At 40.8% G+C, this 25486-nt stretch carries 28 protein-coding genes and 1 tRNA gene; 9 read left to right on the top strand and 20 right to left on the bottom strand.

Annotation, left to right across the window (positions count from 1 at the left end; translation table 11 throughout):
- Nucleotides 1-91 precede the first annotated feature (91 nt).
- Nucleotides 92-469, top strand: a complete 378-nt coding sequence (locus IA57_RS07550) for a hypothetical protein (protein ID WP_036121566.1) — start codon at nt 92-94, stop codon at nt 467-469.
- Nucleotides 469-1443, top strand: coding sequence for an FAD:protein FMN transferase (locus IA57_RS07555; RefSeq protein ID WP_036121568.1), 975 nt, complete (start codon nt 469-471; stop codon nt 1441-1443). Before IA57_RS07550 ends, IA57_RS07555 begins: the two co-directional genes overlap by 1 nt.
- Here the strand turns inward: IA57_RS07555 and IA57_RS07560 are convergent.
- Nucleotides 1440-2207 carry a class I SAM-dependent methyltransferase gene (locus IA57_RS07560; protein ID WP_036121571.1) on the bottom strand — a complete coding sequence of 256 codons (768 nt, stop codon included), beginning with the start codon at nt 2205-2207 and terminating at the stop codon, nt 1440-1442. The genes IA57_RS07555 and IA57_RS07560 overlap by 4 nt on opposite strands.
- Before the next feature lie 7 nt (nt 2208-2214).
- Nucleotides 2215-3033 carry a type I methionyl aminopeptidase gene (map, locus tag IA57_RS07565; RefSeq protein WP_036121574.1) on the bottom strand — a complete coding sequence of 273 codons (819 nt, stop codon included), beginning with the start codon at nt 3031-3033 and terminating at the stop codon, nt 2215-2217.
- Nucleotides 3034-3234: 201 nt separating this feature from the next.
- On the opposite strand from map, the gene IA57_RS07570 reads away from it, so the two are divergent.
- Nucleotides 3235-4506, top strand: coding sequence for an acetyl-CoA hydrolase/transferase family protein (locus IA57_RS07570; protein WP_036123185.1), 1272 nt, complete (start codon nt 3235-3237; stop codon nt 4504-4506).
- A 1-nt stretch (nt 4507) separates the two neighbouring features.
- Here IA57_RS07570 and IA57_RS07575 read toward each other — a convergent pair whose 3' ends face one another.
- The 4 genes from IA57_RS07575 to gpmI all read right to left on the bottom strand — a co-directional run bounded on the left by IA57_RS07575 (nt 4508) and on the right by gpmI (nt 7701).
- Complete coding sequence (locus tag IA57_RS07575) at nt 4508-4921, bottom strand: BT0820 family HAD-type phosphatase (protein WP_036121577.1); 414 nt, start codon at nt 4919-4921, stop codon at nt 4508-4510.
- Between the two features lie 270 nt (nt 4922-5191).
- The gene (locus IA57_RS12630; RefSeq protein ID WP_160171685.1) at nt 5192-5359 is read right to left on the bottom strand and encodes a hypothetical protein; all 168 of its coding nucleotides are present in this window, start codon (nt 5357-5359) and stop codon (nt 5192-5194) included.
- 60 nt (nt 5360-5419) lie between these two features.
- Complete coding sequence (locus IA57_RS07580) at nt 5420-5980, bottom strand: DUF6252 family protein (protein ID WP_036121579.1); 561 nt, start codon at nt 5978-5980, stop codon at nt 5420-5422.
- A gap of 203 nt (nt 5981-6183) precedes the next feature.
- Nucleotides 6184-7701, bottom strand: a complete 1518-nt coding sequence (gene gpmI, locus IA57_RS07585) for a 2,3-bisphosphoglycerate-independent phosphoglycerate mutase (protein WP_036121582.1) — start codon at nt 7699-7701, stop codon at nt 6184-6186.
- A gap of 266 nt (nt 7702-7967) precedes the next feature.
- Between gpmI and IA57_RS07590 the strand changes: the two genes are divergently transcribed.
- Complete coding sequence (locus tag IA57_RS07590) at nt 7968-8357, top strand: ankyrin repeat domain-containing protein (protein ID WP_036121585.1); 390 nt, start codon at nt 7968-7970, stop codon at nt 8355-8357.
- 60 nt (nt 8358-8417) lie between these two features.
- Here IA57_RS07590 and IA57_RS07595 read toward each other — a convergent pair whose 3' ends face one another.
- Entirely contained in the window at nt 8418-9179 is a 762-nt protein-coding gene (locus IA57_RS07595) for a M48 family metalloprotease (RefSeq protein ID WP_036121588.1), read from the bottom strand.
- A 39-nt stretch (nt 9180-9218) separates the two neighbouring features.
- The gene (locus tag IA57_RS07600; protein ID WP_036121590.1) at nt 9219-9680 is read right to left on the bottom strand and encodes a GNAT family N-acetyltransferase; all 462 of its coding nucleotides are present in this window, start codon (nt 9678-9680) and stop codon (nt 9219-9221) included.
- 95 nt (nt 9681-9775) lie between these two features.
- Here IA57_RS07600 and IA57_RS07605 point away from each other — a divergent pair.
- Nucleotides 9776-9848 (top strand) — tRNA-Gly (locus IA57_RS07605).
- Between the two features lie 150 nt (nt 9849-9998).
- Here IA57_RS07605 and pepE read toward each other — a convergent pair.
- On the bottom strand, nt 9999-10706 hold the full coding sequence (gene pepE, locus IA57_RS07610) for a dipeptidase PepE (RefSeq protein ID WP_036123189.1): 708 nt from the start codon (nt 10704-10706) through the stop codon (nt 9999-10001).
- A 351-nt stretch (nt 10707-11057) separates the two neighbouring features.
- On the opposite strand from pepE, the gene IA57_RS07615 reads away from it, so the two are divergent.
- The 3 genes from IA57_RS07615 to IA57_RS07625 all read left to right on the top strand — a co-directional run bounded on the left by IA57_RS07615 (nt 11058) and on the right by IA57_RS07625 (nt 14292).
- Complete coding sequence (locus IA57_RS07615) at nt 11058-11570, top strand: DUF6702 family protein (RefSeq protein WP_036123192.1); 513 nt, start codon at nt 11058-11060, stop codon at nt 11568-11570.
- 54 nt (nt 11571-11624) lie between these two features.
- Nucleotides 11625-13928, top strand: coding sequence for a M1 family metallopeptidase (locus IA57_RS07620; RefSeq protein WP_036121592.1), 2304 nt, complete (start codon nt 11625-11627; stop codon nt 13926-13928).
- A gap of 76 nt (nt 13929-14004) precedes the next feature.
- Nucleotides 14005-14292, top strand: a complete 288-nt coding sequence (locus IA57_RS07625) for a Sec-independent protein translocase subunit TatA/TatB (protein ID WP_036121595.1) — start codon at nt 14005-14007, stop codon at nt 14290-14292.
- Nucleotides 14293-14467: 175 nt separating this feature from the next.
- Here IA57_RS07625 and IA57_RS07630 read toward each other — a convergent pair whose 3' ends face one another.
- From IA57_RS07630 to kynU, 9 genes are all read right to left on the bottom strand, one after another.
- Entirely contained in the window at nt 14468-14908 is a 441-nt protein-coding gene (locus IA57_RS07630; RefSeq protein WP_036121598.1) for a TlpA family protein disulfide reductase, read from the bottom strand.
- A 4-nt stretch (nt 14909-14912) separates the two neighbouring features.
- On the bottom strand, nt 14913-15554 hold the full coding sequence (locus IA57_RS07635) for an O-methyltransferase (protein ID WP_036121601.1): 642 nt from the start codon (nt 15552-15554) through the stop codon (nt 14913-14915).
- Nucleotides 15554-16639 (bottom strand): amidohydrolase family protein, encoded by a 1086-nt coding sequence (locus IA57_RS07640; protein WP_036121604.1) that lies wholly within the window; start codon nt 16637-16639, stop codon nt 15554-15556. Before IA57_RS07640 ends, IA57_RS07635 begins: the two co-directional genes overlap by 1 nt.
- Nucleotides 16640-16722: 83 nt before the next feature.
- Nucleotides 16723-17244: a 3-hydroxyanthranilate 3,4-dioxygenase gene (locus IA57_RS07645; RefSeq protein WP_036121606.1), complete on the bottom strand. Its 522-nt coding sequence runs from the start codon at nt 17242-17244 to the stop codon at nt 16723-16725.
- Between the two features lie 96 nt (nt 17245-17340).
- On the bottom strand, nt 17341-18123 hold the full coding sequence (locus IA57_RS07650) for an SDR family oxidoreductase (RefSeq protein WP_036121607.1): 783 nt from the start codon (nt 18121-18123) through the stop codon (nt 17341-17343).
- 72 nt (nt 18124-18195) lie between these two features.
- Nucleotides 18196-19635, bottom strand: coding sequence for an aldehyde dehydrogenase (locus tag IA57_RS07655; RefSeq protein WP_036121610.1), 1440 nt, complete (start codon nt 19633-19635; stop codon nt 18196-18198).
- A 69-nt stretch (nt 19636-19704) separates the two neighbouring features.
- Nucleotides 19705-20115, bottom strand: coding sequence for a RidA family protein (locus IA57_RS07660; protein WP_036121613.1), 411 nt, complete (start codon nt 20113-20115; stop codon nt 19705-19707).
- 97 nt (nt 20116-20212) lie between these two features.
- Nucleotides 20213-21625, bottom strand: a complete 1413-nt coding sequence (locus tag IA57_RS07665; protein WP_036121616.1) for an FAD-dependent oxidoreductase — start codon at nt 21623-21625, stop codon at nt 20213-20215.
- Nucleotides 21618-22850: a kynureninase gene (gene kynU, locus IA57_RS07670; protein ID WP_051881043.1), complete on the bottom strand. Its 1233-nt coding sequence runs from the start codon at nt 22848-22850 to the stop codon at nt 21618-21620. Before kynU ends, IA57_RS07665 begins: the two co-directional genes overlap by 8 nt.
- Before the next feature lie 186 nt (nt 22851-23036).
- Between kynU and IA57_RS07675 the strand changes: the two genes are divergently transcribed.
- Nucleotides 23037-23837: a class I SAM-dependent methyltransferase gene (locus IA57_RS07675; RefSeq protein ID WP_036121621.1), complete on the top strand. Its 801-nt coding sequence runs from the start codon at nt 23037-23039 to the stop codon at nt 23835-23837.
- Here the strand turns inward: IA57_RS07675 and msrA are convergent.
- The gene (gene msrA, locus IA57_RS07680) at nt 23834-24523 is read right to left on the bottom strand and encodes a peptide-methionine (S)-S-oxide reductase MsrA (protein WP_036121624.1); all 690 of its coding nucleotides are present in this window, start codon (nt 24521-24523) and stop codon (nt 23834-23836) included. The genes IA57_RS07675 and msrA overlap by 4 nt on opposite strands.
- A gap of 180 nt (nt 24524-24703) precedes the next feature.
- Nucleotides 24704-25483: a zinc ribbon domain-containing protein gene (locus IA57_RS07685; RefSeq protein ID WP_036121627.1), complete on the bottom strand. Its 780-nt coding sequence runs from the start codon at nt 25481-25483 to the stop codon at nt 24704-24706.
- Nucleotides 25484-25486: the final 3 nt, after the last annotated feature.

A 25486-nucleotide genomic window follows, 5' to 3' on the forward strand; every position in this document is an offset into this window, starting at 1 on the left:
TGGTTCTGAAGGAGAAAGAACAGCTTGTAGCCATTTGCTTAAAATTGACAAAAAATTTAATGAAACGTGATTTTAGTTGTAATTTTGTGCTATGGGCAAGCCACTAAACACACAAGAACTGCATAACCTAGCCATGAACCACGTTGGAAAGGAACTGGAAAGCAGGGGGTATGAATTTGTAGCGATAAACAGCCAATTAAAACGGCATCCGCAATTTGTATGCATCGATAAAAATGGCCAATATTATTTTGTTATTGTAAAGGCTGTTATGCTACCAGATAACCCCAACAACTACGATGTGGTCTGGATGGAAACCTTTAAAAAGCATGCGCGCGAAAAAGATGCTCTAGTCTTGTATGCCGGTGTTGGTCTGGGCAACCCCAATGGCGAGCACCTTCCTATTTATCTAAACGAAGAATACTTAATGGAATACAACGGTATTCAAGTAATTGACATGAACTTAAACTAATGAGAACTCTTTTTTTTATAGCCTTAGCGGCTTTGGCGGTGTCCTGCAAAAAAGCGCCTAAAAACACCGCGCTTTCTGGACAAGTTTTTGGTACCTCGTATTCGGTTATTTACGATAAGGAAACCGATTTTACCCAAGAGTTCGATAGCTTGTTTCATGTGATTAACAAGTCCATGTCGACTTATCAGGTAAATTCAGATATTTCTCGGTTAAATAGAAATGAAACGCTAAAAGTAGATGCCCATTTTATTGAGGTTTTTCAAGCCGCTAAAGCCATTTATAGAGCCACCGAAGGCGCTTTCGATCCAACCATAGGGGCCGTAGTTAACGCCTGGGATTTTGGGCCCGGAGGGAAAATTCAGCAATTGGATAGCCTAAAAATAGACAGCTTAATGGCTTCGGTAGGGTTTAACAAAATGGGTTTGGTTAACGGTGAGGTTAAAAAACGCAATGGGGCATTTATCGATTTTAATGCCATCGCCAAAGGGTATGGAGTTGATGTTATTGCCAACTTTTTAGAGGGTAAACAAGTGGCAAACTACCTGGTTGAAATTGGTGGCGAAATCCGTACGAAGGGTTTAAATGTTGAAAAGGAAACTCCTTGGCGGGTGGGTGTAGAAATGCCGCATTTTGATGGCTCACAGTCCATTTTAAGAAGCATTGACCTAACAGATGCTGCCATGGCCACTTCAGGAACGTATAGAAAGTTTAAAACCGATGAACAGGGCAATCGGTATTCCCACATTATCGATACCCAAACAGGATATCCTAGTAAGACTAATTTGCTTAGTATTTCGGTTATTGCCAACGATTGCATGACAGCCGATGCCTATGCCACCGCTTTTAAAACCATGGGAGTGGAAAAAGTGACAAGATTTATGGTTTCACATCCGGAACTAAAGGCCTTTTTAATTTTCGAAAACGATGAAGCCGAGCTCGAAACTTTAGCCTTAAATGGGTTTCCTGAAAATTAAAGTTTTCTAACCAAAGGAATAATTTCACCTTTGGCCAAACAAAATTTTTCAATGTCTTGGTCAGAAAGGGTTGCGGTGTAATTAACTTCTTCTACCTCAAACCCTATGGCACGAAGCTTATCGAAGTAATCGCGGCCATAAATACGCACGTGGTCGTACTGTCCAAAAATTTTAGCGCGCGCTTTTTTGTCGGTTATGCTGTTGTCTTCAAAAGTAGTCGCCCTGTTTAAATCCTGCGGAATTTGAAAAATACCCCAGCCGCCAGGTTTCATTACCCGGTAGAGTTCCTGCATGGCTTTGGTGTCATCGGGAATGTGTTCCAAAACGTGGTTGCATAAAATAACATCGTAGCTGTTGTCTTTAAATGGCAGGTTACAGATGTCTGCTTTTACATCGGCCAGAGGCGAATTTAAATCGGTTGTGGTATACGCAATATTATGGAGTGCTCTAAATCGCTTGTAAAAAGCCTGTTCTGGCGCAAAATGGAGCACCTTTAAGTTTTCGGAAAACCAAGATGTTTCATTTTTAAGATAGAGCCACAATAGCCTGTGGCGCTCCAAACTTAGCGTAGATGGCGAGAGCACATTGTTGCGCTGTTGGCCATAACCATACGGTAAAAAGTGTTTAAAACTTTTGCCATCTATGGGATCGGTGTATGCGTTGCCCTTTAATATAAACGCAACAACTGGGCGTATAAGGTAGCTAAGCCTAATTAAAATAGGCCTCGGAATAACATTTAGGAGTATTTTAAATAGGGATTTCAAACGGTTGTTATACCACTAATGGGGTTTGCCTAAAGGCGTTTTCTTCATCGCTTTCTATACCTAGGGCACGATACACATAAGCAAAGGTAGAAAGGATTTCTGGCTTGCCATCGATAATGGCCACATCATGCTCGAAGTGGGCGCTTGGTTTGCCATCTTGGGTTACTATGGTCCAGCCGTCTTTAAGTTGTTTTATTTTGTGGGTGCCTAAGTTAATCATGGGTTCTATGGCTACAACTTGGCCTTCTAAAAACTTTTTACCACGACCGCGTTTGCCATAGTTGGGCATTTCGGGGTCTTCGTGCATTTTTCTTCCTAGCCCATGGCCTACAAGTTCTCTTACAACGCCGTAGCCTTGCGCTTCGCAATATTTTTGAATGGCAAAACCAACATCGCCAACACGGTTGCCTAATTTAAATTCCTTAATTCCTACGTAAAGCGATTCTTTGGTTATTTGAAGCAGTTTTTTGGTTTCTGGAGCTACTTCGCCAATTTCGAAAGTATAGGCATGATCGCCGTAAAAATCGTTCATCAAGGCGCCACAGTCTATCGAAACAATATCGCCTTCTTCCAGCGGTCTGTTGGTTGGCAACCCATGAACAACAGCATCGTTAACGCTGCACAATAGGGTGGAAGGGCAGTCGTAAAGTCCTAAAAACCCAGGAACAGCCCCTTGTGCACGGATAAAATCTTCGGCCAGTTTATCTAATTGGTTGGTGGTTACGCCAGGTTTAACCTCTTTGGCCAACATGCCCAATGTTTTAGAAACAACTAAGGCACTTTGGCGCATCAATTCAATCTCTTCTCGTGTTTTTACTATAATCATGCTAAAAAAAATATGGGCAAAGATACTTAAAAATATACGAGTAAAATCTGATATTAGAGGTTTAATTCCGAAGCATAAATAGGTGGAATAAAAAGGATAAGCGATAAAGTATTGTTTTGCGTTATTATTAAGGAAATATGATTTTTGACAGCTTTTATCATGCGTATTATTCGGAACTTTGCCGTACTAAAACAAAGAATTATGTATAAACCAGTTAGTGCTGAAAAAGCTGTAGAGATTATTAAATCGAACGACAAAGTGTATATTCAAGCTGCTGCTGCTGCGCCTCAAGTTTTAATTAAGGCGTTAACCAATAGGCATGAAGAATTAAGAAACGTTGAAATTTGCCAACTCCATACCGAGGGCGAGGCACCTTACGCCAACCCAGAGTTGCGTGATAGTTTTCATGTAAATTCCTTTTTTATAGGGAAAAATGTGCGACACACCCTAAAGGCGGGAAATGGATCGTATACGCCGGTATTTTTAAGCGAGCTGCCCTTGCTGTTTAAACGCAACATTGTTGATTTGCAAGTGGCGTTAATTCATGTATCTGTGCCAGACAGACATGGGTACTGCTCTCTAGGAGTCTCGGTAGAGGCGACGCTGGCGGCCATAGAAAATGCCGATTATGTTATTGCTCAAGTAAACAAACAAATGCCGCGAACTCATGGTGCGGGCATTATCCATATTTCTGAAATCGATGCATTTGTAGAGTGTGATGAGCCACTACCAGAGCATGCCATTTCGACCCCAACCGAGGTAGAACAAACCATAGGCGATTATGTGGCAAGCCTTATTGAAGACCGAAGTACCTTGCAAATGGGTATTGGTAGTATTCCTAATGCTGTTTTGGCAAAACTGGGCAACCACAAAGACCTGGGGCTGCATACCGAAATGTTTTCGGATGGCGTTATTGACCTCATTTTAAAAGATGTTATTAACGGTAATTATAAAGCCATAAACCGCGGTCGCGCATTAACCACTTTTTTAATGGGATCTAAACGGTTGTACGATTATGTAGACGACAACCCTTTTGTGGAAATGAGAGCGTCTAATTATACCAACGATGTTTCTATAATTAAACAAAACCCAAGAATGGTTGCAATTAACTCCGCCATAGAAGTTGATGTAACAGGGCAGGTTTGTGCCGATTCTATTGGGTCTAACATGTATTCTGGTGTTGGTGGACAAATGGATTTTATCCGCGGAGCCTCGCTAAGTGAGGGCGGCAAGGCTATAATCGCCTTACCTTCGATAACCAAAAAGGGGATTAGCCGAATTGTACCATCGTTAAAGCCTGGTGCAGGGGTTGTTACCACGCGCTCACACGTGCATTATGTTGTAACAGAATACGGGATTGCCAATTTGTACGGAAAAACCATTGGGCAGCGTATAAAAGCATTGGTTAATATTGCCCATCCCGACCATAGAGAGCAGATAGACAGGGCCTATTTTGATATGACGAGAGTGTAGTTTAGGATCTGAAAAAGTTAAAAAACCCTTTCTTACGGCGACGTTTAGGGATGTTGGGGGTTTCTTTGGTGATGGTTTGATAAATTTCGCCCCAGCCCAAGAAACCTCCAATATTTCTATCGTCAATAAAAATATCGGCGTGGATTTTCCTGCTTTTGTTTACATCGAACTGTTCGCCGGGAAAGCTTTTGTTTACAGCATAAAAATCAATGCCGTTTTCTTGGCAAAAATCTACCGCCTCTTGTAGTCTATCATCGCAGCGGTAGGTCCATAAAATTAACCGGTGCCCATCTTGTTGAAGCCGTTTTAAGGTTTCGAAAGCAAATAATTTAGGTTTGCCAATTTTAGGGTAGACGTCTTCGACTATAGTACCATCAAAATCTACGGCAACAATAAGCTTATCTAAATAATTCATGCATTTAATTTAGTTATAAGATACAAATTTTTTAAAACTAGGTTTGGTTAATGGTTACCCATGTCGTTTGTATGGTATTGGCTACATCTGATATAATAGGTGGCTTAGCGTGGTACTAAGGTAAATATTTTGTTCGGATTTTTATGCGGAATCTAAAATAGTTTGGTGCTATGGCATGGTGTTTTGACCATGTGGAATTAGAAAATTAGCACATAAAAAAACCGAAGCTAACTGCTTCGGTTTTTAAAGTAATTGCTGTACTCGAGCTATTTAATTCCAAAAAATAATTACAGCAATTCTTTTCAATAGCATTGTCTGTTGTGGTATGGTCGCTAATTGGGTAACCATAATCCCGTCATTCATACGTTCTTGTAAAAAGAGAAAAGGCCCTCCACCATTTTGTATGAAGGTTTCAAGATTGTTTATAAATAGGAGCATTCTGGATGGGTGTTTTTAGAGGGGCGTAGTATTATAATTTCTATAGGGACAAAAAAGGGTTTAGTCTATAGCGGCAGAGAATGTGCCGTTTGTAACGGTTATGGTTTTTGTTCCTGAAAGATTTTCGGCACTAAACTCGAAGGTTCCTTTAAGCTGGTTATTGGTGTTGCTAGTAATGGTTAGCGTACCAGAAAGATTCCCAGAACCATAGTCCTCACCTGTTTGGGTGTCGGTATATACAGCCCAAAAGCCATCTTGGTCTATTAAGTGGCCCACATTTGCTATAGGGTAGGTGCCGGGGCTTGGGTTGGCCAAAGTATTGTCGCTAAATGCTTTATAAAAGACCAAACTAAAGGTTTGCGTATCGAATGATGCCCCATCGTGGTTAGAAATCATGTAGGTGTTATTAGCATTTTCTACGGTTACGATAGAAGAACTCCCCGTTTTGCTGCCAGTTACATCACCGGCTATATCAAAAGCCATTTGATTGTTTTGTGTTGTGTTTGGTGGGGTGTTGTTTGGATTGTTGTTGTCGTCATCGTTAGAACATGATAGTGTAAAAAGGGTTAAAGCTAAAACGCAAGTGCTGGTCATAGCCTTTTTTAAAAAAGATTTTCTCATAGGAGGTTAAAGTGTAAAATTAATAATGCATTCAAAGGTTAATGCCATAGCCGTTTGCTGGTTAACATTTTTGAAGGTGTTTTTTTACAAAAAACCACTAAATATCTAACATTTAGTGGTTTGGGCTTTTACAGGATTGTTGTATGTGCTTGGTTTTTAGTTAAATAAGCCAAGAAGCTGGGGTGTAACGCGTATTATAGGTTTTATACCAAACTGTGCTGTGTCATGGCTTTAGGTTGCTCAATACCCATAAGGTGTAAAATGGTGGGGGAGATATCGCCCAAAACGCCATCTTTAATGGGGAGTTTTTCCTTGTCGATTAAAATTAAAGGTACGGGGTTGGTTGTGTGGGAGGTATTGGGTGAGCCGTCGGGGTTAATCATGGTTTCACAATTTCCGTGGTCGGCTATTAAAATGGTGGTGTAGTTGTTTTTTAAGGCCGAAGTAACAACGTCCTTAACGCATTGGTCAACAACTTCACAGGCTTTAATGGCTGCTTCCATAACACCCGTGTGGCCCACCATATCGCCATTGGCAAAATTAAGGCACACAAAGTCTGTTTTGCCTTGTTCTAGTTCTGGTAGTAGTGCATCGCGAAGCTCATAGGCGCTCATTTCGGGTTTTAAATCGTAGGTGGTAACCTTTGGCGAGTTTCTTAAAATTCGGGTTTCACCTTCAAAAGGCGTTTCCCGCCCTCCAGAAAAGAAAAAAGTAACATGGGGGTACTTTTCGGTTTCGGCAATCCGTATTTGAGTTTTATGGTGTTTTTCGAGCGTTTCACCAAGGGTGTCTTTTAGGTTTTCTTTGTCGAAAACAACATGAATGTTTTCGAAAGAATCGTCGTAATTGGTCATGGTTACATAGTGCAAATCCAGTTTGTGCATATTCTGTTCATGAAAACCCTTTTGGGAAAGGGCTTGGGTTAGTTGCCGCCCTCTATCGGTTCTAAAATTAAAGAAAATAACCACGTCACCATCTTGTATTTTAGCTATAGGACGCTCGTCTTTATCGGTTAGCACAATGGGTTTTATAAACTCGTCGGTAACATCGTCTTCATAGCTTTGATCTATGGATTTTAAGGCGTCTTTAGATGCCGTTCCTTTGCCATTTACCATGGCATCGTAAGCGAGTTTAACGCGTTCCCAGCGGTGGTCTCTGTCCATGGCGTAGTAACGCCCTGTTACGGTAGCCAATTGGGTATTGGTATTTTCTATATGTTGTTCCAGTTCGGTAATAAAGCCATATCCGGATTTGGGATCCACATCGCGGCCGTCGGTAAAGGCATGAATGTAGGAGTTGGCAATGCCATAAGCCTTGGCAGCATCAATTAAGCCAAATAAGTGATTGATGTGCGAATGCACGCCGCCATCGCTAACTAACCCTAAAAAGTGAACAGGTTTATTGTTTGTTTTTGCGTATTCAAAAGCATTCTTAATGGCAGTTTCATCACCTAGGGTATTGTTTTTTACGGCCAAGTTTATTTTAACCAGATCCTGATACACAATGCGTCCAGCACCTAAGTTTGTGTGGCCCACCTCGCTGTTGCCCATTTGGCCTTCGGGAAGCCCAACATGTAAGCCGTCGGTGCGCAAATTAGCATTGGGGTAGGTTTGGTATAGCGCATCTATAAAAGGGGTCTTGGCATGCTCTATGGCAGATACTTTGGGGTCTGGAGATTTTCCCCAGCCATCCAAAATCATTAAAATAACTTTTTTGTTCATGGTGTGTCCTTTACACCACCAAAGATAAAGGTTATAAATTTTTATTAAAAAAACCAGAATACAAAATATGCGGGTTTATCGCTTTTTTATGTCTTTATGCTGAAAAGGTTAATAGAAAAAAAGGTTTTAATACGCTCTTAACAGATTTGTTTGCTTATAGTTAAAAAAATGTTATAAGATTTTTTGAGGTGTAACAGACTAAAAAAAATATCGTCTCTTTAGTATAATCAAAATTAAAGCAATCAATTAATTTAAATTCTTTCATCATGAAAAAAACAGCAGTAATTTTAGCTATCGCATTAGGGGTATCCTTTGGATATGCACATGCCAACAACACCTTAAATTTTTCTAACAGCATCGAGGTTGTCTCATCACCAACCGTAAGTCCGTTTTGTGCGTCTATTGTAAAAGGCGACATGGATACTGTGAAAAAGCTTATTGAGTTGGGGGTAAATGTTAACGAAAAATCCAATGGAATGACACCAGCCATGTATGCCGCTAGATTTAATAGAGTAGAAATTTTAGAGCTTTTAATTAACGAAGGCGCCAATTTAAAACTAAAGAGCAAGAAAGGTTACACGGCTTTAAAGTACGCAGAGCTTTCTAATGCAGAAGCCGCCAAAAGCTTAATTAAAGAGACATTAAAGAAGAAGTAAACAGTAGTTTATTTTCAGTTGGTTAGTTAGTTGTAAAGCCCCAAAAGGGGCTTTGCTTTTTTAACGGTATTTTTCGATAGCCGCTTTTATGTGTTCTATTCTGTTTTCTGGATCGGGGTGAGTACTCTGGAATTCTGGCACCCGGTTTGGTCCGGCAGCTGATTTTAAAATTTCCATAACGCCAATCATTGCTTCGGGGTTATAGCCTGCTTTAATCATAAACTTCACGCCCAGATCATCGCTTTCCAGCTCGTCGTCACGACCATTTGCCAATAAGGTGTTTTGCCCTATAGATTGTACAAAATCGCCCATATCGGCACCTACCGAAGCTCCCATGGTTATGGTTTTCCAAAAATTAGCCTCGCTAATCCTCTCGTTGGAGTGTTTTCCTAAGACATGCCCAATTTCATGCCCCAGCACCCCAGCAAGCTGATCTTCATTTTCTAATTTAGAAAACAAAGCATAAGTAATAAAAACCTGACCACCTGGTAACGCAAAGGCGTTTATGGTATTTGGATCTGCCAACAAATGAAACTCATAGTCGTAAGGCGTTTTATTGGCGATGCTCCCATTAACAAGTTTTGCGCCAACTTGGTCTACAAAGGCTTGGTATTCGTTGTTGGGGTACAAGCCGCCATGTTGCTGAGCCATTTGTGGAGCGCTTTCTAGGCCAATGGCAATCTCCTGTTCGGGAGAAAGTGTGATGGTTTGCGTTCTGCCGGTATAAGGGTTTACTTCTTGTTGACTGCATTTTCTTAAGTAAGCAAATGCCACAATGGCAAGCCCTATAATTAGCCGTATTTTAAAATTTTTGCTTCTCATGTTAAGGGGGATTAGAGTGTTAAAGTTACTAAAGTAATTTTAAAAAGTCATTAAAGGTATGTTCCGGAACATCATAAGATGTGTTCCTATAAGCGGCACATGAAACGGTTTGCCAAACGCTAGAAAATCATTCCTGTTATAAAAGGAAATGGCGGCTTCTCTGGCATGGCACCAAACAATAGGGCAGTTTAAATGGACCAATTTTTCAATGCCGGCATCAATAAGTAGTTTGCCTAGCCCTTGTCCTTGAAAGGGTTTTAAAAGGGCCATGCCCCGCAACTGGTATTGGTGTTTTTCGGGTAGGTGTTCGTTAGAGGCAAGCATAAAACTAACAACGCCAATAAGCTGATTGTGATGAAAAAGCCCCAAGTGGAAGGTGGTGTTTAAATCATCACCTTCAAAAACACAGGTAGCCTTAGGCTGGCCTTGTCGTAAAATAGCATGCCTAATGGTGTGGGTGTCTCTTGCTGGGATTGTTTTAATGTGGTAATCTGGATTCAATTTTTTAAGTGAAATTTAATAAAAAAAACGTTGCTTTAATTTGAAAGAAAAGCTTTTGCTGAAAAAAATCTTTAATTATATTTGCACCCACGATTGCGGGAGTAGCTCAGTTGGTAGAGCGTCAGCCTTCCAAGCTGAATGTCGCCGGTTCGAACCCGGTCTCCCGCTCAAAGGACTTTGCCAAAAGGTAAGGTCTTTTTTTATGGGCACTCATTTCAGGTTTTAAAGACGGATTTAGGGTGAGAAGTTTATGCCGAGTGAAGCCGAGGTAAACCCGGTCTCCCGCTCAAAGGACTTTACCAAAAGGTAAGGTCTTTTTTATTTTAAATCACTTAAGTCGGCATTGGTGTCAACCTCGTAAGGCGGGGTGCCGCATTCAAAAATTCTAGCCTGCAAATGGCCTCTTAACGTAATGGTTTCGCTAGTGATTTCTAACCAACTCCCTTCGCGTAAGCCCACAACAGGTTGGGTGTTAAATTGATGGAATTCCTTTATTCGTGTTTCTCGTGTTTCGCCCATGTGCTTGCTGTTTGGTAAGGGGTCTAGGTAGTGGGGGTTAATGTTGAAGGGCACCAAACCAAGGGTTTTAAAACTAGGTGGATAAACAATAGGCATGTCGTTAGTGGTGTTCATGGTAAGGCCGCCAATATTGCTGCCGGCACTGGTGCCAAAATATTTTGCCCCCCTAAGAATGCTGGCTTTTAAGGGCTCGAAAACATGGTTTTTATAGAGCTGCTGTACCAATAAAAACGTGTTTCCGCCACCTGTAAAAATAGCTTTTGCATTGGTGATAGCCTCAATAGGGTCGTCGTATTGGTGTAGCCCAGTAACCGTTTTATTAATGTTTTTAAACCCTGCTTGTGCAATTTCTGTGTAGGCTTGGTGTGTGATGCCGCCGGGCCTGGCATAAGGGATAAAAAGAATGTCTTCTATGCCGTTAAAAAAAACGTCGAGCTCGGGTAAGATGTATTCTAGGTAGCCACTGCCATGAATGGTTGACGTGCTTGCAAGGATAAGATGTTTCATAAGATTACTTTTTGTAAAAGTAATTAAAGCTATCATTTAACAAAAGTTTATTAATCCCTTCCGAAGACATTAAGATATCAGAACCTTACTTTATACCAGCTGAAAACAAAACCGTTGGAAAAAATTAGAAGCAATAGGACAACGGGTTTTTTTAAATAACAGCTTTAAAAAGTCTTAAAAACCGATTTTTTCTATTTTTGTGCCGAAGCCCTAAACGTTATAACCTCTTGTAAAAACACAAGCATTACTTTTTTGCAGGAAAGAATTCAGCAGTATAAAAAGAATTTAAAACCAAAAACCCTCAATTTGGAACATTTTTTGACTTTATTACGGCGTTTTAAAAACCTTAAAATGAAAACATACATTAAGTACATAAGTTTACCTTTCTTATTGGTTTTTCTCGCTTTTGGCGTGCATAAGTACTATGTGAGCATTACCCAAATAGAGTATGTTGAAGACCAGGCCTCCGTACAAATTATTAGTCGGGTTTTTATTGACGATCTTGAAAATGCCTTAAAAAAGCGCTACGACAAGACCTTGGTGTTAAAATACAGCAACGAGTCCGAACAGGTAGATTATTACTTGGAACGCTACCTAAAAAGTAAACTTAGCATTAAGATTAACGGGAAAAAGCAGTTGCTAACCTTTATCGGCAAAGAATACGATGCCGATATTGCTGTTTGTTACTTGGAAATTAAGGGGGTTAAAGAGATTGCGCAACTAGAAATTTCTAACCAAGTTTTGTTCGATATGTTCGACGACCAACAAAACGTTATAAGAGCAAAGATTTACAATAAGAATAAAAGTTTTCTTCTGATAAAAGAGAATGATAAAGCTTTGTTAAATTTCAAGGAAAAACAATAAGGGTTTAATAAAATCAGTATTTTACGCAATTAATTTTTAAACAAACGCTCCGCAATGAGAATTTTGATGCCTCTATTCCTTTCGGTATTATTTTTATCTGTGGCAACTTACGCCCAAGAACAAAATGCCCAAGCGCCCAAAACAGGCCACCAAAACAACAATAAGTTTAAACAGCTTTACGACGAATTTTCTACACCCAATAGCTATCGTGCAGCTTCGGGAGCACCGGGTCACGCCTATTATCAGCAACAGGCAGATTATAAAATGGACATTGAGATAGATGACAAAAATGCGCGACTTTACGGAAACGAAACCATTACTTACACCAATAATTCTCCAGACAAATTAACGTATTTGTGGGTGCAGTTAGATCAAAATGTGCGTGCCAAAGACTCCAAAACACCGCTTATTCAAAGTGACGAAGTGGCCATGGCAAGCCAAGTGGCTACATTTGCCAAAGATTATATGACAGAACCTTTTGATGGCGGTTTTAAAATACAAGCCGTAAAAGATGCCCAAGGAAAAGATTTGCCCCACATGATTAACAGAACCATGATGCGGGTTGAGCTTCCAGAACCCTTAAAAACAGGCGAAAAGTTTGTCTTCTCCATCAAATGGTGGTACAACATTAACGACCACGTTAATGAAGATGGCCGCTCGGGTTACGAGTACTTTCCAGAAGATGGTAACAGAGCCTACGTTATTGCACAATTTTACCCCAGAATGGCCGTCTATAACGATGTGGAAGGATGGCAAAACTCCCAGTTTTGGGGGCGTGACGAATTTGCTTTGCCCTTTGGGAATTTTGAGGTGAATATTACCGTGCCGGCAGACCACATCCTCGATGCCACCGGAGAATTAATGAACCGTAAGGAAGTCTTCACAAAAACCATGATGAAACGGTATGAAGATGCTAAAAAAACCTACGACAAACCCGTACTAATAGTAACCCAAGAAGAAGCAGAACAGGCCGAAAAAACCTTTTCCAACGATAAAAAAACGTGGAAGTTCTATGCTGAGAATGTGCGCGATTACGGATTTGCGACCTCGCGTAAATTTATTTGGGACATGATGGCTGTTAAAATAGGCGATAAAGATGTTATGGCCGTATCTATGTATCCTAAGGAAGGAAACCCACTGTGGGAAGAATGGTCTACAAAAGCTGTAGCGAGTACCTTAAAATCCTACTCACGAATGACCTTCGATTATCCGTACCATAAAGCCATATCGGTACACGCCAAAAACCAAGGCATGGAGTACCCTATGATTTGTTGGAATTACGGCCGTCCAAACAGCGATGGCATTTATAGCGACCGTGTAAAATATGGCATGATTAGCGTTATTATCCATGAGGTAGGGCACAATTTTTTTCCAATGATTGTTAATAGCGACGAGCGCCAATGGACCTGGATGGACGAAGGTTTAAATACGTTTGTACAGTATGTAGCCGAACAGGATTTTGCTAAATGGTACCCAGCGGCTTTATCGGAAGGGCACGATACATACCCGTCACGTCGCGGACCCGCTGCCAAGATAGTACCTTACATGGGGGGCGATCAAAACTTTATTGCTCCAATCATGACCAAGGGGCTTAATACCTACCAGTTTGGAAATAACGCCTACGGCAAACCGGCAACGGCCTTAAACATCCTGCGCGAAACGGTTATGGGCGAAGACCTGTTCGATTATGCCTTTAAGGAATATGCACAACGTTGGATGTTTAAACACCCAACCCCAGAAGATTTCTTTAGAACCATGGAAGATGCCTCGGCATTCGATTTAGATTGGTTTTGGAGAGGGTGGTTCTATACAACAGACTGGGTGGATATTGGTATAAAAGAAGTGAAAAAATATAGAGTGTCTGCAGAACCTAACGACTACGTTAAAAACTTAGTGGCCGAACGCGGCATGCGAATGAGCGACCTGCCTCCATTGGTTTATATGGTTGATGAAAACAGTAACGAGTATACACAACACACACAAAACTTAAGCTCAATGGATGTGACCACGCTTAAGGAATATGTGATGGATAATTTTTCTGAAACAGCCCGAAAAAACATTAAAGATCCTAAATATTTTTACAATGTAACTTTTGAAAAACCTGGCGGATTGGTTATGCCTATTATTGTGGAATACACCTATGCCGATGGCACCACCAAAACCGAGCATTACCCAGCTCAAATATGGCGATTGAACGACTATGAGGTGAATAAGGCCATCGCTTCAGATAAGGAAATTGTTAAAATTACAGTCGATCCAAACTTAGAAACAGCCGATGTAGACACCACGAACAACGCTTGGCCAAAACAAGAACAACCAAGTGCTTTCGATGCATTTAAGCAAAAAGTACAAGACTAATTAAAATATAGCTTTAAAAAGCCGGTTTTTTTAACCGGCTTTTTTATTCTATACAAACTCTCATTATATTTGTAACGTGATACAAGAAGCTACATTTTTATTTATAGGAACCACAGAGATTGTTTTTATTCTCTTTGTTGTGGTTATGGTATTTGGTGCCGATAAAATTCCAGAAATTGCCAAGGGCATGGGTAAAGGCATGCGCATGCTTCGCGATGCATCAAACGATATTAAGTCTGAAATTACCAAAAGTGCCGAAAAAAGCGGTATCGATACCAGTGTAACTAAAGACATTCAAGATGAACTCAACAAAGTAAAAGACGATCTTGAGGATTTTACAGGCTCGGTAAGAAGAAAGCTGTAAAGGAAAGCAACACACTTTCTTCGACTTATAGATATTGGGGTTCCAGTCAAACGTGTTATGCCTAAAAATAACAAAAATTCAAGCAACAGCCTTTGGTTTTTTACGCTTTTAAATACAATACAACCAACAAACATCTTAGGGCTTGGTGGTGTTCGTAAGCCTTCAGGGCAGATGTTTAAACTTCCGTAGTTAGACTTTCTAGGGCATAAAGCAACCTGTTCTCGGCATTGGCCTGCGAACCGAAAATAGAGCGGTATAGCGTTTTGTCTTTGCTAATAAGAAGCCATTGTGGGGTGCCTTCGCTTTTAAACCTATCGTAAACCTTATGGTTGTCGTCAATATATATGGGGAAAGGCAATGTTTTGGTGGTGAAAATAGATGTGATATCGGCTTTGGTAACTTGCTCAGATCTAAAATTGCTGTGAATGCCCAACACCTTAATATGCTGGAACATGTTTTGAAATTTATAGGCCAAAGGAATGGCTCTTCCAGTGCATCCTAAACATTGGTTGTTGTAAAGAAGTAGCAGCAGGTTTTGGTCGTTGTAAAGGGAAAGCAACTCTACGTTGTTGCCGTCCAGGTCTTCTACCCAAATGGTGTCGATAGCGGTTTGCACGAGCTTATTTTTTTCGGCTTATGGTTAACCCATCACGAATGGGTAACATGACGGTTTCTACTCTGGGATCGTCTTTTAACAGCTTGTTATAGGCGATTAAAGCTTTAGTGTCTTCATCGTCCTCTTTTATCGTTTCAATAACTTTTCCGCTCCATAGCACATTGTCCGATAAGAGAACACCTCCCGGATTTAACAGATCGATAATAACCTTAAAGTAATTGGGGTAATTGGCTTTATCGGCATCGATAAACACTAGGTCAAAACGCTTGTTTAAGTGCGGAATGATGTCTAGGGCATTTCCAAGATGTTGGTGGATTTGATTGCCAAACCCCGAGAGATCGAAATACTTACGCTGAAAATCGATCAATTCTTCGTTAATGTCTATAGTGTGCAATTCACCATCTGCCTGCATGCCTTCGGCTAGGCATAATGCCGAATAGCCGGTATAGGTGCCTATTTCCAGAATGTTTTTTGGAGCCATTAATTTAGAGATGACGCTTAGCACACGTCCCTGATAATGCCCACTTAACATTCGCGGCTGCAAGATTTTCTGGTAGGTTTCCCTATTTAAGGCTTGTAAGAGCTGAGGTTCGTCCTCGGTGTGTGCCACCACATAATCGTCTAGCTGTTCTGGAATAAAATGCATTAGCTTAAAATTTTATTTACCAAGTCTTGTTTGCCCTTTTCATCATTACCATAAAGCCATTGTAGGACATTGTCTTCCCACATAGCGTCTTTCTCGGTTTCGTTTATAATGTCGCGTTCTATGGCTAGGTCTAAAATTTTTCCTGGGTAGGACGATTGTGGCAAACTTTCCATTTCACCTAATGGGTACGGATCATCTAAACCAATTAAAACTTGTTTAGAGCCTTGATTCTTTATAAGCAAGTCTAAAGAATTAGTATCGTGGACTAAAGTGTCAAAAAAGATGTTTTTATGGCCAACAGCCTTTCTTGGGTGTACTTTGCCCTCAAACAAATCGTGACGACCATCAAACCCCTGAATTCTCCGGCCGAGGTTTATTTGGGCCAATTGCCCGCCATGGGCAAAGCAAACACGCATGTTGGGATATTTTTCGTAATAGCCGTTAAGGGTTAAAAAATGATAAGCATCGGCACATTGCGCCAGCATCCAAATTAAATGAAACCTCCAAGAGGTGTTCTCAAGTTTTATAAACTTCTCACCATCATACGGATGAATTTCAACCGCTAGGTTATATTTGTTGGCCAATTCAAAAATAGGCTCGTTCTCTTCATCAAAAATACAACGCCACGTTCCAATGGTGTCCATATAGTGTGTGGGCAGGCATAACAGGCGCATGCCCAACTCCTCAACGCAACGTTCTATTTCCCAGCAAGCACCGCGTACAAATCCGGGGTGTACCACAAAGCCACAGGTGAATTTGCTTTGGTTTTCAGCCTGAATACGTGCATTAAAATCATTCTGGAAACGCAAGGCTTGTTTCATTTCCTCTAGGCGCAGTCCGTTGCCATAAAGTTGGGAAAGGTTTAAAACCACAGCGTGGTCTATCTTAAAACGATCCATCCAGGCCAGTTTTTCATTCAAAAAGAAACTAGAATCCGTGATGGGTCTATTCCAATCTTTTTGAAGCATAAATTTTCGGTCTTTATCAACCCAGAAAATCCCTTTATCCTTCATAAATTGAGGGATTTCCTCTGGATAAGGTAATAAATGCGAATGACCATTTATACGTAATTTGCGCTTTTCCATATAAGTTATTACTAGCTTTTAGATCTTATCTAAGATTAAACCTTAATGCATTAATATTTTAATTTAATAGAGTTTACTACTCACTACTTCTTAGGTGGCTGCATAACGTGACCACAAGACGTGCAAGTCCGTTTTTCTTCGTTACTGTAATATTTATCAAAAATCACAGGCATATCGGTTTCTATATTATCCAACGGAAATTCCTCACGATACAACAGCTCATTGCAATTCTCACAATACCACTCTAAGGCATCGTTTACTCCATCTGGGCGTGGATATTCTATTACTAAACCAACAGTGTCTGCTTGACGTTGTGGAGAATGTGGGACTTTAGGAGGTAGTAAATAAATATCTCCTTCCTTAATATGAACATCTTCGGGTTTGCCGTTGTTCATGATTTTAAGCACCATATCGCCTTCCAGCTGGTAAAAAAATTCTGGTGTTTCGTTGTAATGATAATCTTTTCGGCTGTTAGGGCCGCCAACCACCATCACGATATAATCCCCATTAGGCCAAACACATTTATTGCCAACAGGCGGTTTTAATAAATGGCGGTTTTCATCAATCCAAGCTTTAAAGTTCAAAGGGGTTACTAAATTGCTCATAAACTATATATTTTTTTGGGCGTGCCCCTATCGGGTCGGGCTTTACGCGCTACACGGTAGCTCGCTTCAATCCCTCACGCGGGTTTTGTTATAAAGTTACAAAGATTTTGTGCGCCCACCATCAACAGGCAGGTTAATTCCATTTATATAACTGGCACATGCACTGGCCAAAAAGGTAATGGCATACGCCAGCTCTTCTGGTTTGGCAAAACGTTTTGCCGGCACGGCTTGTTTCATAGCATTGGCAGCTTCTGTCTCGGTACTGCCGGTTTTTACCGATTTATTTTTAATAATTTCGGTTAAGCGCTCGGTTCCTGTGGCTCCGGGTAGCACATTGTTTACGGTAATGCCAAATTGGCCAAGCTCGTTGGCCAGGGTTTTACTCCAATTGGCCACAGCACCACGAATGGTGTTGCTTACACCAAGCCCATCTAAAGGTTGTTTAACCGATGTGGAAATTACATTAATAATACGCCCATAACCTTCATCTTTCATAAAAGGAACAACTGCTTGCGCCAACACATGGTTGCATTTTAAATGCTGTGTAAACGCGTTTTGAAATGCGTCTAGTTTGGCATTAAAAATTGGGCCGCCAGCTGGACCGCCTGTATTATTAACTAAAATATGAAAGCCGTGGTGGTTGGTTATAAAATCGGTAACCTTTTGTTGTAAAACTTCTGGGTTAGAGAAATCGGCAACAATATAACTGTGGTTCTCGGCATGCGGTAATTCTGTTAAAACAGCTTTAAGCTTGTCTTCGTTTCTGGCTATAAGCGTCACGTTTGCTCCTTCATGGGCCAATGCTAGGGCTGTAGCTTTTCCAATACCGGCGGTACTTCCGCAAACCAAAGCGTTTTTGTTGTTTATGTTTAGATTCATATTATTTCTTGATAGATAGATTTAATTATGTCGTTTTTTAAATATTATTTTTCACATCTCACATCTCACGCCTCAATACTTAATACACACATTCTTGGGTTCGGTAAAAAAGCGCAGGGCTTCAAAACCGCCTTCACGACCAACGCCAGAAGCTTTCATGCCGCCAAAAGGGGTTCGCAAATCGCGCATTAACCAGGTATTCACCCACACAATACCAGCGTGTATTTGGTTGCTTAGGCGCATGGTACGTTTTAAATCGTTTGTCCAAAGGGTGGCCGATAAGCCGTATTTTACTTTGTTGGCCATTTGTAGCACATCGTCTTCGGTATTAAACGGCATAATAGTTACCACAGGGCCAAAAATTTCTTCTTGGTTTACGCGACAGTCATCCGTTGTGACTTCAATAACGGTTGGTTCTAAATAATAACCGTTTTCAAAACCTGCAACAGTTACACGATTACCGCCACAAAGGACCTTGCCGTTTTCTTCTTTGGCAATTTGTATGCAATCCATTACTTTTTCTAAATGTGGTTTAGAAACTAAAGCACCAATATTAGTATCGTTTTTAGATGGATGACCAACTTTGAGTTGCTTTACTTTTTTAACATAATCGGTTTTGAACTTCTCATAGATGGAAGCTTCCACAAAAATACGACTGCCACATAAACAAATTTGACCTTGATTGGCGAACGATGATTTCACGGTTGTTTTCAGCATATCGTCATAATCGCAATCGGCAAAAATGATGTTAGGGTTTTTGCCGCCTAATTCCAAAGACAGTTTTTTAAACATTGGCGCAGCAGTTCTAGCAATATGAGCTCCTGTTGCCGTGCCTCCAGTAAACGATATGGCTTTAATGTCGGGATGCTCAATAATGGCTTGGCCAGTAGTGGTTCCCAAACCGTGAACAATGTTTAAAACACCTTTAGGTAAGCCCGCTTTATTGCAGATTTCGCCTAGTAAATAAGCGGTCATAGGTGTAACTTCACTGGGTTTTGCCACCACGCAGTTTCCTGCTGCTAAGGCTGGAGCGATTTTCCAAGTAAACAGGTATAAGGGTAAATTCCATGGAGAAATACACCCCACCACGCCAATAGGCTGGCGTAAGGTGTAGTTTATGGCATTCATACCAACACTTTCGTGACTTTCACTGGCAAATTGTGTAATGGCATTGGCAAAAAAACGAAAGTTACTTGACGCACGTGGAATATCAATAGCTTTAGCCAAGCTAATGGGTTTGCCATTGTCTTCGCTTTCGGCTTGAGCTAATTTGCCGAGGTTGGCCTCAATGCCTTCCGATATTTTTAGTAAAATGCGGCTGCGTTCTTCTAAGGTTGTTTGCGACCAACTAGGAAACGCCGATTTGGCGGCAATGTAAGCGTTTTCAACATCTTCTTTTGATGAGTTGGGAATTTGCCCATATACTTCGCCGTTGGCAGGACAAAAATTATCAATCCATTCGTTGGAGGATGGCTCGTGAAAATTGCCGTTAATGTAGTTTTTTATGTCCATATTTTTAGATGATAGAACCAAGAGGCAGGAACCAAGACATCTTGGTCTGGAGCCTTGCTTCTTATGTTTTTACACGTTCTTTTTATAGGCCATCACCTTAATTTCGACCACCAAATCGGGGTGTGGTAATTGGTGTACCGCAACAGTGGTTCTGGTTGGCCCGTTCGCTTTGTCGAAAAACTCGGCGTACGCTTTGTTGTAACCTGCAAAGTCGTTCATATTTACAAGAAATGAGGTTACATCAACCACATCTTTAAGCGAAGCACCAACAGTTTGTAGGTTTTTGTCAATATTCTTTAAAACTTCCCGTGTTTGCACTTCGGCATTCAGGCGTTTGGTGCCCATCTCGTCAATAATATCTACACCGGCAATGGTATTGTCTGCTCTTCGTGAGCTGGTGCCCGATACAAAAATAAAGTCGCCTACAACTTTAACGTGTGGGTAAGCGCCGCGTGGGGTTACATTAGTTCCTTTGTTCATAATGTTTTTGTCATTTTGTTATTCTGCACTTGGTTCAGAATTTATTGATACTTTTTACGGTTGAAATGAATTCCGCATTGTAGTGCGGAATGATAAACTACTTCAATCCTGCAATTCTATCGTCTTCCAGCATGTTCTCGGTTTCGGTTTTTACATCTTCCAAAACGTTTTTTAAGTCTGCTTTTGCTATATTGGTTACTGCTGGGATATTGCCGTCGGCCAACATGTTTAAAATGGCCTTGTCTTGGGCGCGACCTCTTAGCATGGCGTCACGATAGCCAATATCTTCATTAAAGGTAACCAAGGAATATTTTGATGAATACTCGGTTGGGAATTCTTTTTCAAAAGCCATTTCCAGGTTGCGTTTTTCTCTAAAATTAGTATGGTTTACATGGCCTTTCATTTCGTGAAAATTGTCGATTGCTAAATCGGCAATGGCATCGGTGTCTTTTTTTCTATTGGCTTGGTACACTTTAAAAATGGTTTCCCAGTCTTGATGTCCTTCATCTAGTACTTTATCAAATTCGGTAACATCTTCAAACGAGGCATTCATGCCCTGGCCATAAAAGGGAACAATGGCATGTGCAGCATCGCCCATTAACAGGGTGTTGCCTTTGTAGTGCCAAGGCGCACATTTAACAGTGCCTAATGGCGATGTTGGGTTTTTAAAGAAATCGTCAACCAGATTCGGCATGAGCTCTAAGGCGTCTTTAAAGTATTTTTCGAAGAATTCTAAAACGTGTTCTTTGGTGGTTAAGTTGTTGAAATTGTATTCGCCTTCATCAAAACTTAAAAAGAGGGTAACGGTAAAACTGCCGTCTAGGTTAGGCAGCGCAATAAGCATAAATGCTTCGCGTCCCCAAATATGAAGGGCGTTTTTAAAAGTTTTATAACTGCCGTTTTCTCCTGGAAGAATGCTTAATTCCTTATACCCATGGGTTAGCCAGTCTTGTGAAAAGCTGAACAAAAACTTCTTACCTAAGTAATAGCTTTGGCGTAGTGCAGAGCCTGCGCCATCTGTGGCAAAAATAACATCAGCATCTTCGATAAACTCTTTTTTAGTGTCGTAGTCTTTGAAAAGTGCTGTGGTTTTTTCAAAATCAACTGACAAGCATTTTTTATTGAAATGAATGTTGACGTTATCGTGCTTTTCGGCTTCGGTGAGTAGTAATTCGTTTAAACCACCACGAGAAATGGAGTTGATGTATTCGTGCTCACGCCCACTGTATGGTGCTAAAATAGTCTGGCCTTCTATATCGTGAAGCATTCGTCCTTTCATTGGAATACAGAGCGGCATGACTTTATCTAAAATACCAACCAAGTTCATAGCCTTAATACCACGATCTGAAAACGCTAAGTTTATGGACCGACCAGCGCTAATATCTACTTTTCGCATGTCTGGGCGCATTTCCATAACGGTAACGTTGTAGCCGCGTTGTCCCAACCGTAAAGCCAGTAGGGAACCACAAAGGCCTGCGCCAATAATGAGTATGTTTTGTTGTTTAGTCATTTAATATTTCTTTCAAACGGTTAACCATTTTGTACACATCTTCATAACTGTTGTAAAGTGGTACTGGGGCACAACGAATGACATCGGGTTCGCGCCAGTCTGCAATTACGCCAGCTTGGGTTAATTTGTCGAATAATGCCCGATTGGCATTTTTTACTTGTATAGACAATTGGCAACCTCTGTTTTCAGGGTTTTCTGGGGTGATAATACGAATGGTATCTTCGCCTAATTGTTTCAGTAAGAATTCAAAATAGCCTGTTAGGGTTTTGGATTTTTGGGCTAAGGCGTTCATGCCAACTTCACCAAAAATGTCTAGCGATGCTCTAATGGCTGCTAACGATAAAATAGGCGGGTTGCTTAATTGCCAGCCTTCGGCACCAGGAAGTACATCAAACTCGTGGCGCATGTTAAAGCGGGTTTGCTTGTTGTGGCTCCACCATCCTGTAAAACGGTTTAAGGTTTTGTTGTGGGCATGGCGTTCATGAACAAAAGCACCAGCTAAACTTCCAGGGCCCGAGTTTAGGTATTTGTAAGAGCACCAAACGGCAAAATCGGCACCCGAATCGTGAAGGTTTAATGGCACGTTTCCAGCACCGTGAGCACAATCGAACCCCACCATACAGCCGTGTTTGTGGCCTAGGGAGGTAATGCGTTTCATGTTAAAAAACTGTCCGGTGTAGTAATTGGTGTTGCCAATTAAAATAAGGGCAATTTCGTCGCCTTGTGTGTTTAAAATAGCCTCTAAATCCTCAAGGTGTAACAATTCTTCGTTTGGGCGTGGTTTCCAAAGGACCAACCCGTCCTTGTCATCGTATCCATGGTGGCGAAGTTGCGATTCAACGGCGTACTTGTCGCTTGGAAACGCATCGCTCTCTATTAAAATCTTGTAGCGTGTTTTTGTGGGTTTGTAAAAGCTTACCATCATAAAGTGTAGGTTGGCGGTAAGGGTATTCATGGTAACCACTTCCAAAGGTTTTGCGCCTACTACTTTTGCCATATTTTCGGTAAGAAATTCGTGGTAGGGCAACCAAGGGTTTTTGGCTTGGGTATGGCCTTCTACGCCTAAATTGGCCCAATCGTTCAGCTCTTGGTCAATGTAATCTTTTGTGGCTTTTGGTTGGAGGCCTAAAGAGTTTCCGCAGAGATAAACAAGCTCGTTTCCATTGTTGTCTTTTGGAATGTGAAACTTGTTGCGGTACCTTTTTAACGGATCGTTTTGGTCCATTTCTTTTGCGAAATCCAGACCTGTTTTATAGTTCAATGTGGGTTGCGTTTTTTGAGTTTTCCCAAAAATACAAATAATAGGGACGTTTTAAAGGGAGATGTGTAAAAAAAGCACGGCATTCAGAGCAGATTTTTTTAAGGAATGTGCGCATTAATGTTGTATTTTAGAGGGTGAAATTTTATACAGATGGAAGCACACAAAACGTATTTTGAAGTAAATAAAGCAACCTGGAATAAAAAAGTAGAGGTGCATGCCAAAAGCGCGATGTACGATTTAGAGGCATTTAAACAAGGGAAAAGCTCTTTAATGCCTTACGAGCTTAAGGCTTTGGGCGATGTTGCTGGTAAGACATTGTTGCATTTGCAATGCCATTTTGGGCAGGATACGTTAAGTTGGAGCAGGGCAGGAGCAAAATGCACAGGCATTGATTTAAGCGACGAAGGCATAAAATTAGCAAAAGCGCTTAATGCCGAATTGAATTTGGATGCCCATTTTGTATGCTGTAATGTCTTTGAAACATCCAAACATGTTCATGAAACTTTTGATGTAGTATTTACCAGTTATGGGGTTATTGGCTGGTTGCCCGATTTAAGGCCTTGGGCGCAAATGATTTTTGAAAGGTTAAAACCTGGAGGGATATTTTACATGGTTGAGTTCCATCCTATAGTTTGGATGTTTGACTACCTTGAAGAACCGCCCAAATTAAAATATGGTTACATGCAGGATGAGGTTATTTACGAAGAATATGAAGGCACCTATGCAGATGGCGAATCGAAAATGGTTAGTAAGGAATACGGTTGGAACCACGGTTTGGGCGCGGTTGTTTCTGCTTTGGCCGAAGCGGGATTGCACATAACATGTTTAAAGGAACACGACGAAAGCCCTTATAATGTGCTGCCCGATTTGGAAAAAACCACCTCTGGGATGTATGTAACCAAAGACAAGCTTTATCCCTTAATTTTTGAGATTAAAGCAACAAAACCTTAATGCTTGTTAAGATCTTTAATCAGGTCTTGAACGTTTTTCTTCACCAAAAGGGGGCAGCTTTGGTATAGTTTGTCCAGCCGTTTTTTAGAGACATTCTGAATGTATGGGTTGTTTGGATTGCGTTTTTCGTAGTTCTGGTGGTAGGCTTCGGCTTCCCAGAATTTTTGGAAAGGCATAATTTCGGCAGCGATATGACCACCAATTTTTTTAGCCCACTCGGCTTTTTTGGCCTCTGCAATTTGTTTTTGCTCGTCGTTCTGATAGAAAATAATAGAGCGGTATTGTGAGCCCCAATCTGGCCCCTGGCCGTTGATTTGGGTAGGGTCTTGTGTGCTAAAATACACGTCTATTAAATTGGCGTAGCTTACTATGTTTGGGTCGTAAATAACTTCTACGGCCTCGGCATGGCCTGTTTGCCCGGTATTGCTAGACTCGTAGGTGGGATTTTTGGTGTGCCCACCAGAATATCCAGATATGGCTTCGTCTACACCAATAACACTTTCGTAAATGGCCTCGACACACCAAAAGCAACCGCTGGCAAAATAGGCTCTGGCCTTACCGTTTTGTAAAGGTATTTCAATAGGGGTGTTGTGTGTCATTGCTTGCTGTTTTTTGGGATTATTGTGCGCATGATTGTTACAATTAAATAAAAGGACAACCATAAGTATTGGAACAAACTGTTTCATAGCAAGGTTTTTTATGTAGTCGAAACAATACCGGAAACCTTAAGTAAAAAGGGCTGGAATTTTCTATGAGTGGTATAAAGGTATCATTTTTTTGTTAAAAATAGTTGTGTTGGTGTTTGTTGTTGATAAAAAAAGCCCTTGCTACTGCAAGGGCTTTTTTGGTGTATGGTCAAGTTTGGATTAAAGCTTAGAAAATAGCTTCTCCATCTTTTCTTTTTCTTCTTCAGCTAATACGGCATCGACTAAAATACGGCCACTGTGCTCGTCGGTAATGATGCGTTTTCTGGTAGCGATTTCCATTTGAATTTGTGGTGGAATGGTAAAGAAAGATCCTCCAGAGGCACCTCTTTCAATAGGTACAACGGCTAAGCCATTTTTTACGTTAGAACGTATTCTGGTGTAGGCCTTAACCAATCGTTCTTCGATGTTCTCTTTGTAATCTTCAGATTTTTCGATTAGGGCTTTTTCTTCTTTTTCAGTTTCGGCTAAAATGGCATCCAATTCATTTTTCTTGTGCTTAAGGTGCTGTTGGCGCTCTTTTAGTTTGTCCTTGGTTTCAGAAATAACCTCTTTCTTTTGCTCTATTTGAACTTTAAATTCTTTGATGTGCTTTTCTGCTAACTGAATTTCCAATTCCTGGAATTCAACCTCTTTGGTAAGCGAGTTGTACTCTCTGTTATTTCTAACGTTTTTTTGCTGCTCGCTGTACTTTTTGATGAGTGCTTTAGACTCTTCAATAAGATTTTTCTTATCGCTAATTTGATTGTCAATAGACTCCAAGCTAGAGTCTAACTTGTCTAACCTTGTATTAAGACCTTCGACTTCGTCTTCCAAATCGCGAACTTCTAGAGGAAGTTCTCCACGAACATTTCTTATCTCATCGATGCGCGAGTCGATTAATTGCAAATCGTAAAGCGCTCTTAAACGCTCTTCTACAGTTAGTTCTTTCTTTTTTGCCATACT

Source organism: Mangrovimonas yunxiaonensis, assembly GCF_000733475.1.
GTDB classification, from domain to species: domain Bacteria; phylum Bacteroidota; class Bacteroidia; order Flavobacteriales; family Flavobacteriaceae; genus Mangrovimonas; species Mangrovimonas yunxiaonensis.

Coding starts and splice junctions, on each gene's coding strand:
- IA57_RS07550 (WP_036121566.1), top strand. CDS start 92: ATGGGCAAGCCACTAAACACACAAGAACTGCATAACCTAGCCATGAAC.
- IA57_RS07555 (WP_036121568.1), top strand. CDS start 469: ATGAGAACTCTTTTTTTTATAGCCTTAGCGGCTTTGGCGGTGTCCTGC.
- map (WP_036121574.1), bottom strand. CDS start 3,033: ATGATTATAGTAAAAACACGAGAAGAGATTGAATTGATGCGCCAAAGT.
- IA57_RS07570 (WP_036123185.1), top strand. CDS start 3,235: ATGTATAAACCAGTTAGTGCTGAAAAAGCTGTAGAGATTATTAAATCG.
- IA57_RS07575 (WP_036121577.1), bottom strand. CDS start 4,921: ATGAATTATTTAGATAAGCTTATTGTTGCCGTAGATTTTGATGGTACT.
- IA57_RS12630 (WP_160171685.1), bottom strand. CDS start 5,359: ATGCTCCTATTTATAAACAATCTTGAAACCTTCATACAAAATGGTGGA.
- IA57_RS07580 (WP_036121579.1), bottom strand. CDS start 5,980: ATGAGAAAATCTTTTTTAAAAAAGGCTATGACCAGCACTTGCGTTTTA.
- gpmI (WP_036121582.1), bottom strand. CDS start 7,701: ATGAACAAAAAAGTTATTTTAATGATTTTGGATGGCTGGGGAAAATCT.
- IA57_RS07590 (WP_036121585.1), top strand. CDS start 7,968: ATGAAAAAAACAGCAGTAATTTTAGCTATCGCATTAGGGGTATCCTTT.
- IA57_RS07595 (WP_036121588.1), bottom strand. CDS start 9,179: ATGAGAAGCAAAAATTTTAAAATACGGCTAATTATAGGGCTTGCCATT.
- pepE (WP_036123189.1), bottom strand. CDS start 10,706: ATGAAACATCTTATCCTTGCAAGCACGTCAACCATTCATGGCAGTGGC.
- IA57_RS07615 (WP_036123192.1), top strand. CDS start 11,058: ATGAAAACATACATTAAGTACATAAGTTTACCTTTCTTATTGGTTTTT.
- IA57_RS07620 (WP_036121592.1), top strand. CDS start 11,625: ATGAGAATTTTGATGCCTCTATTCCTTTCGGTATTATTTTTATCTGTG.
- IA57_RS07635 (WP_036121601.1), bottom strand. CDS start 15,554: ATGCATTTTATTCCAGAACAGCTAGACGATTATGTGGTGGCACACACC.
- IA57_RS07640 (WP_036121604.1), bottom strand. CDS start 16,639: ATGGAAAAGCGCAAATTACGTATAAATGGTCATTCGCATTTATTACCT.
- IA57_RS07645 (WP_036121606.1), bottom strand. CDS start 17,244: ATGAGCAATTTAGTAACCCCTTTGAACTTTAAAGCTTGGATTGATGAA.
- IA57_RS07650 (WP_036121607.1), bottom strand. CDS start 18,123: ATGAATCTAAACATAAACAACAAAAACGCTTTGGTTTGCGGAAGTACC.
- IA57_RS07655 (WP_036121610.1), bottom strand. CDS start 19,635: ATGGACATAAAAAACTACATTAACGGCAATTTTCACGAGCCATCCTCC.
- IA57_RS07660 (WP_036121613.1), bottom strand. CDS start 20,115: ATGAACAAAGGAACTAATGTAACCCCACGCGGCGCTTACCCACACGTT.
- IA57_RS07665 (WP_036121616.1), bottom strand. CDS start 21,625: ATGACTAAACAACAAAACATACTCATTATTGGCGCAGGCCTTTGTGGT.
- kynU (WP_051881043.1), bottom strand. CDS start 22,850: ATGGACCAAAACGATCCGTTAAAAAGGTACCGCAACAAGTTTCACATT.
- IA57_RS07675 (WP_036121621.1), top strand. CDS start 23,037: ATGGAAGCACACAAAACGTATTTTGAAGTAAATAAAGCAACCTGGAAT.
- msrA (WP_036121624.1), bottom strand. CDS start 24,523: ATGAAACAGTTTGTTCCAATACTTATGGTTGTCCTTTTATTTAATTGT.
- IA57_RS07685 (WP_036121627.1), bottom strand. CDS start 25,483: ATGGCAAAAAAGAAAGAACTAACTGTAGAAGAGCGTTTAAGAGCGCTT.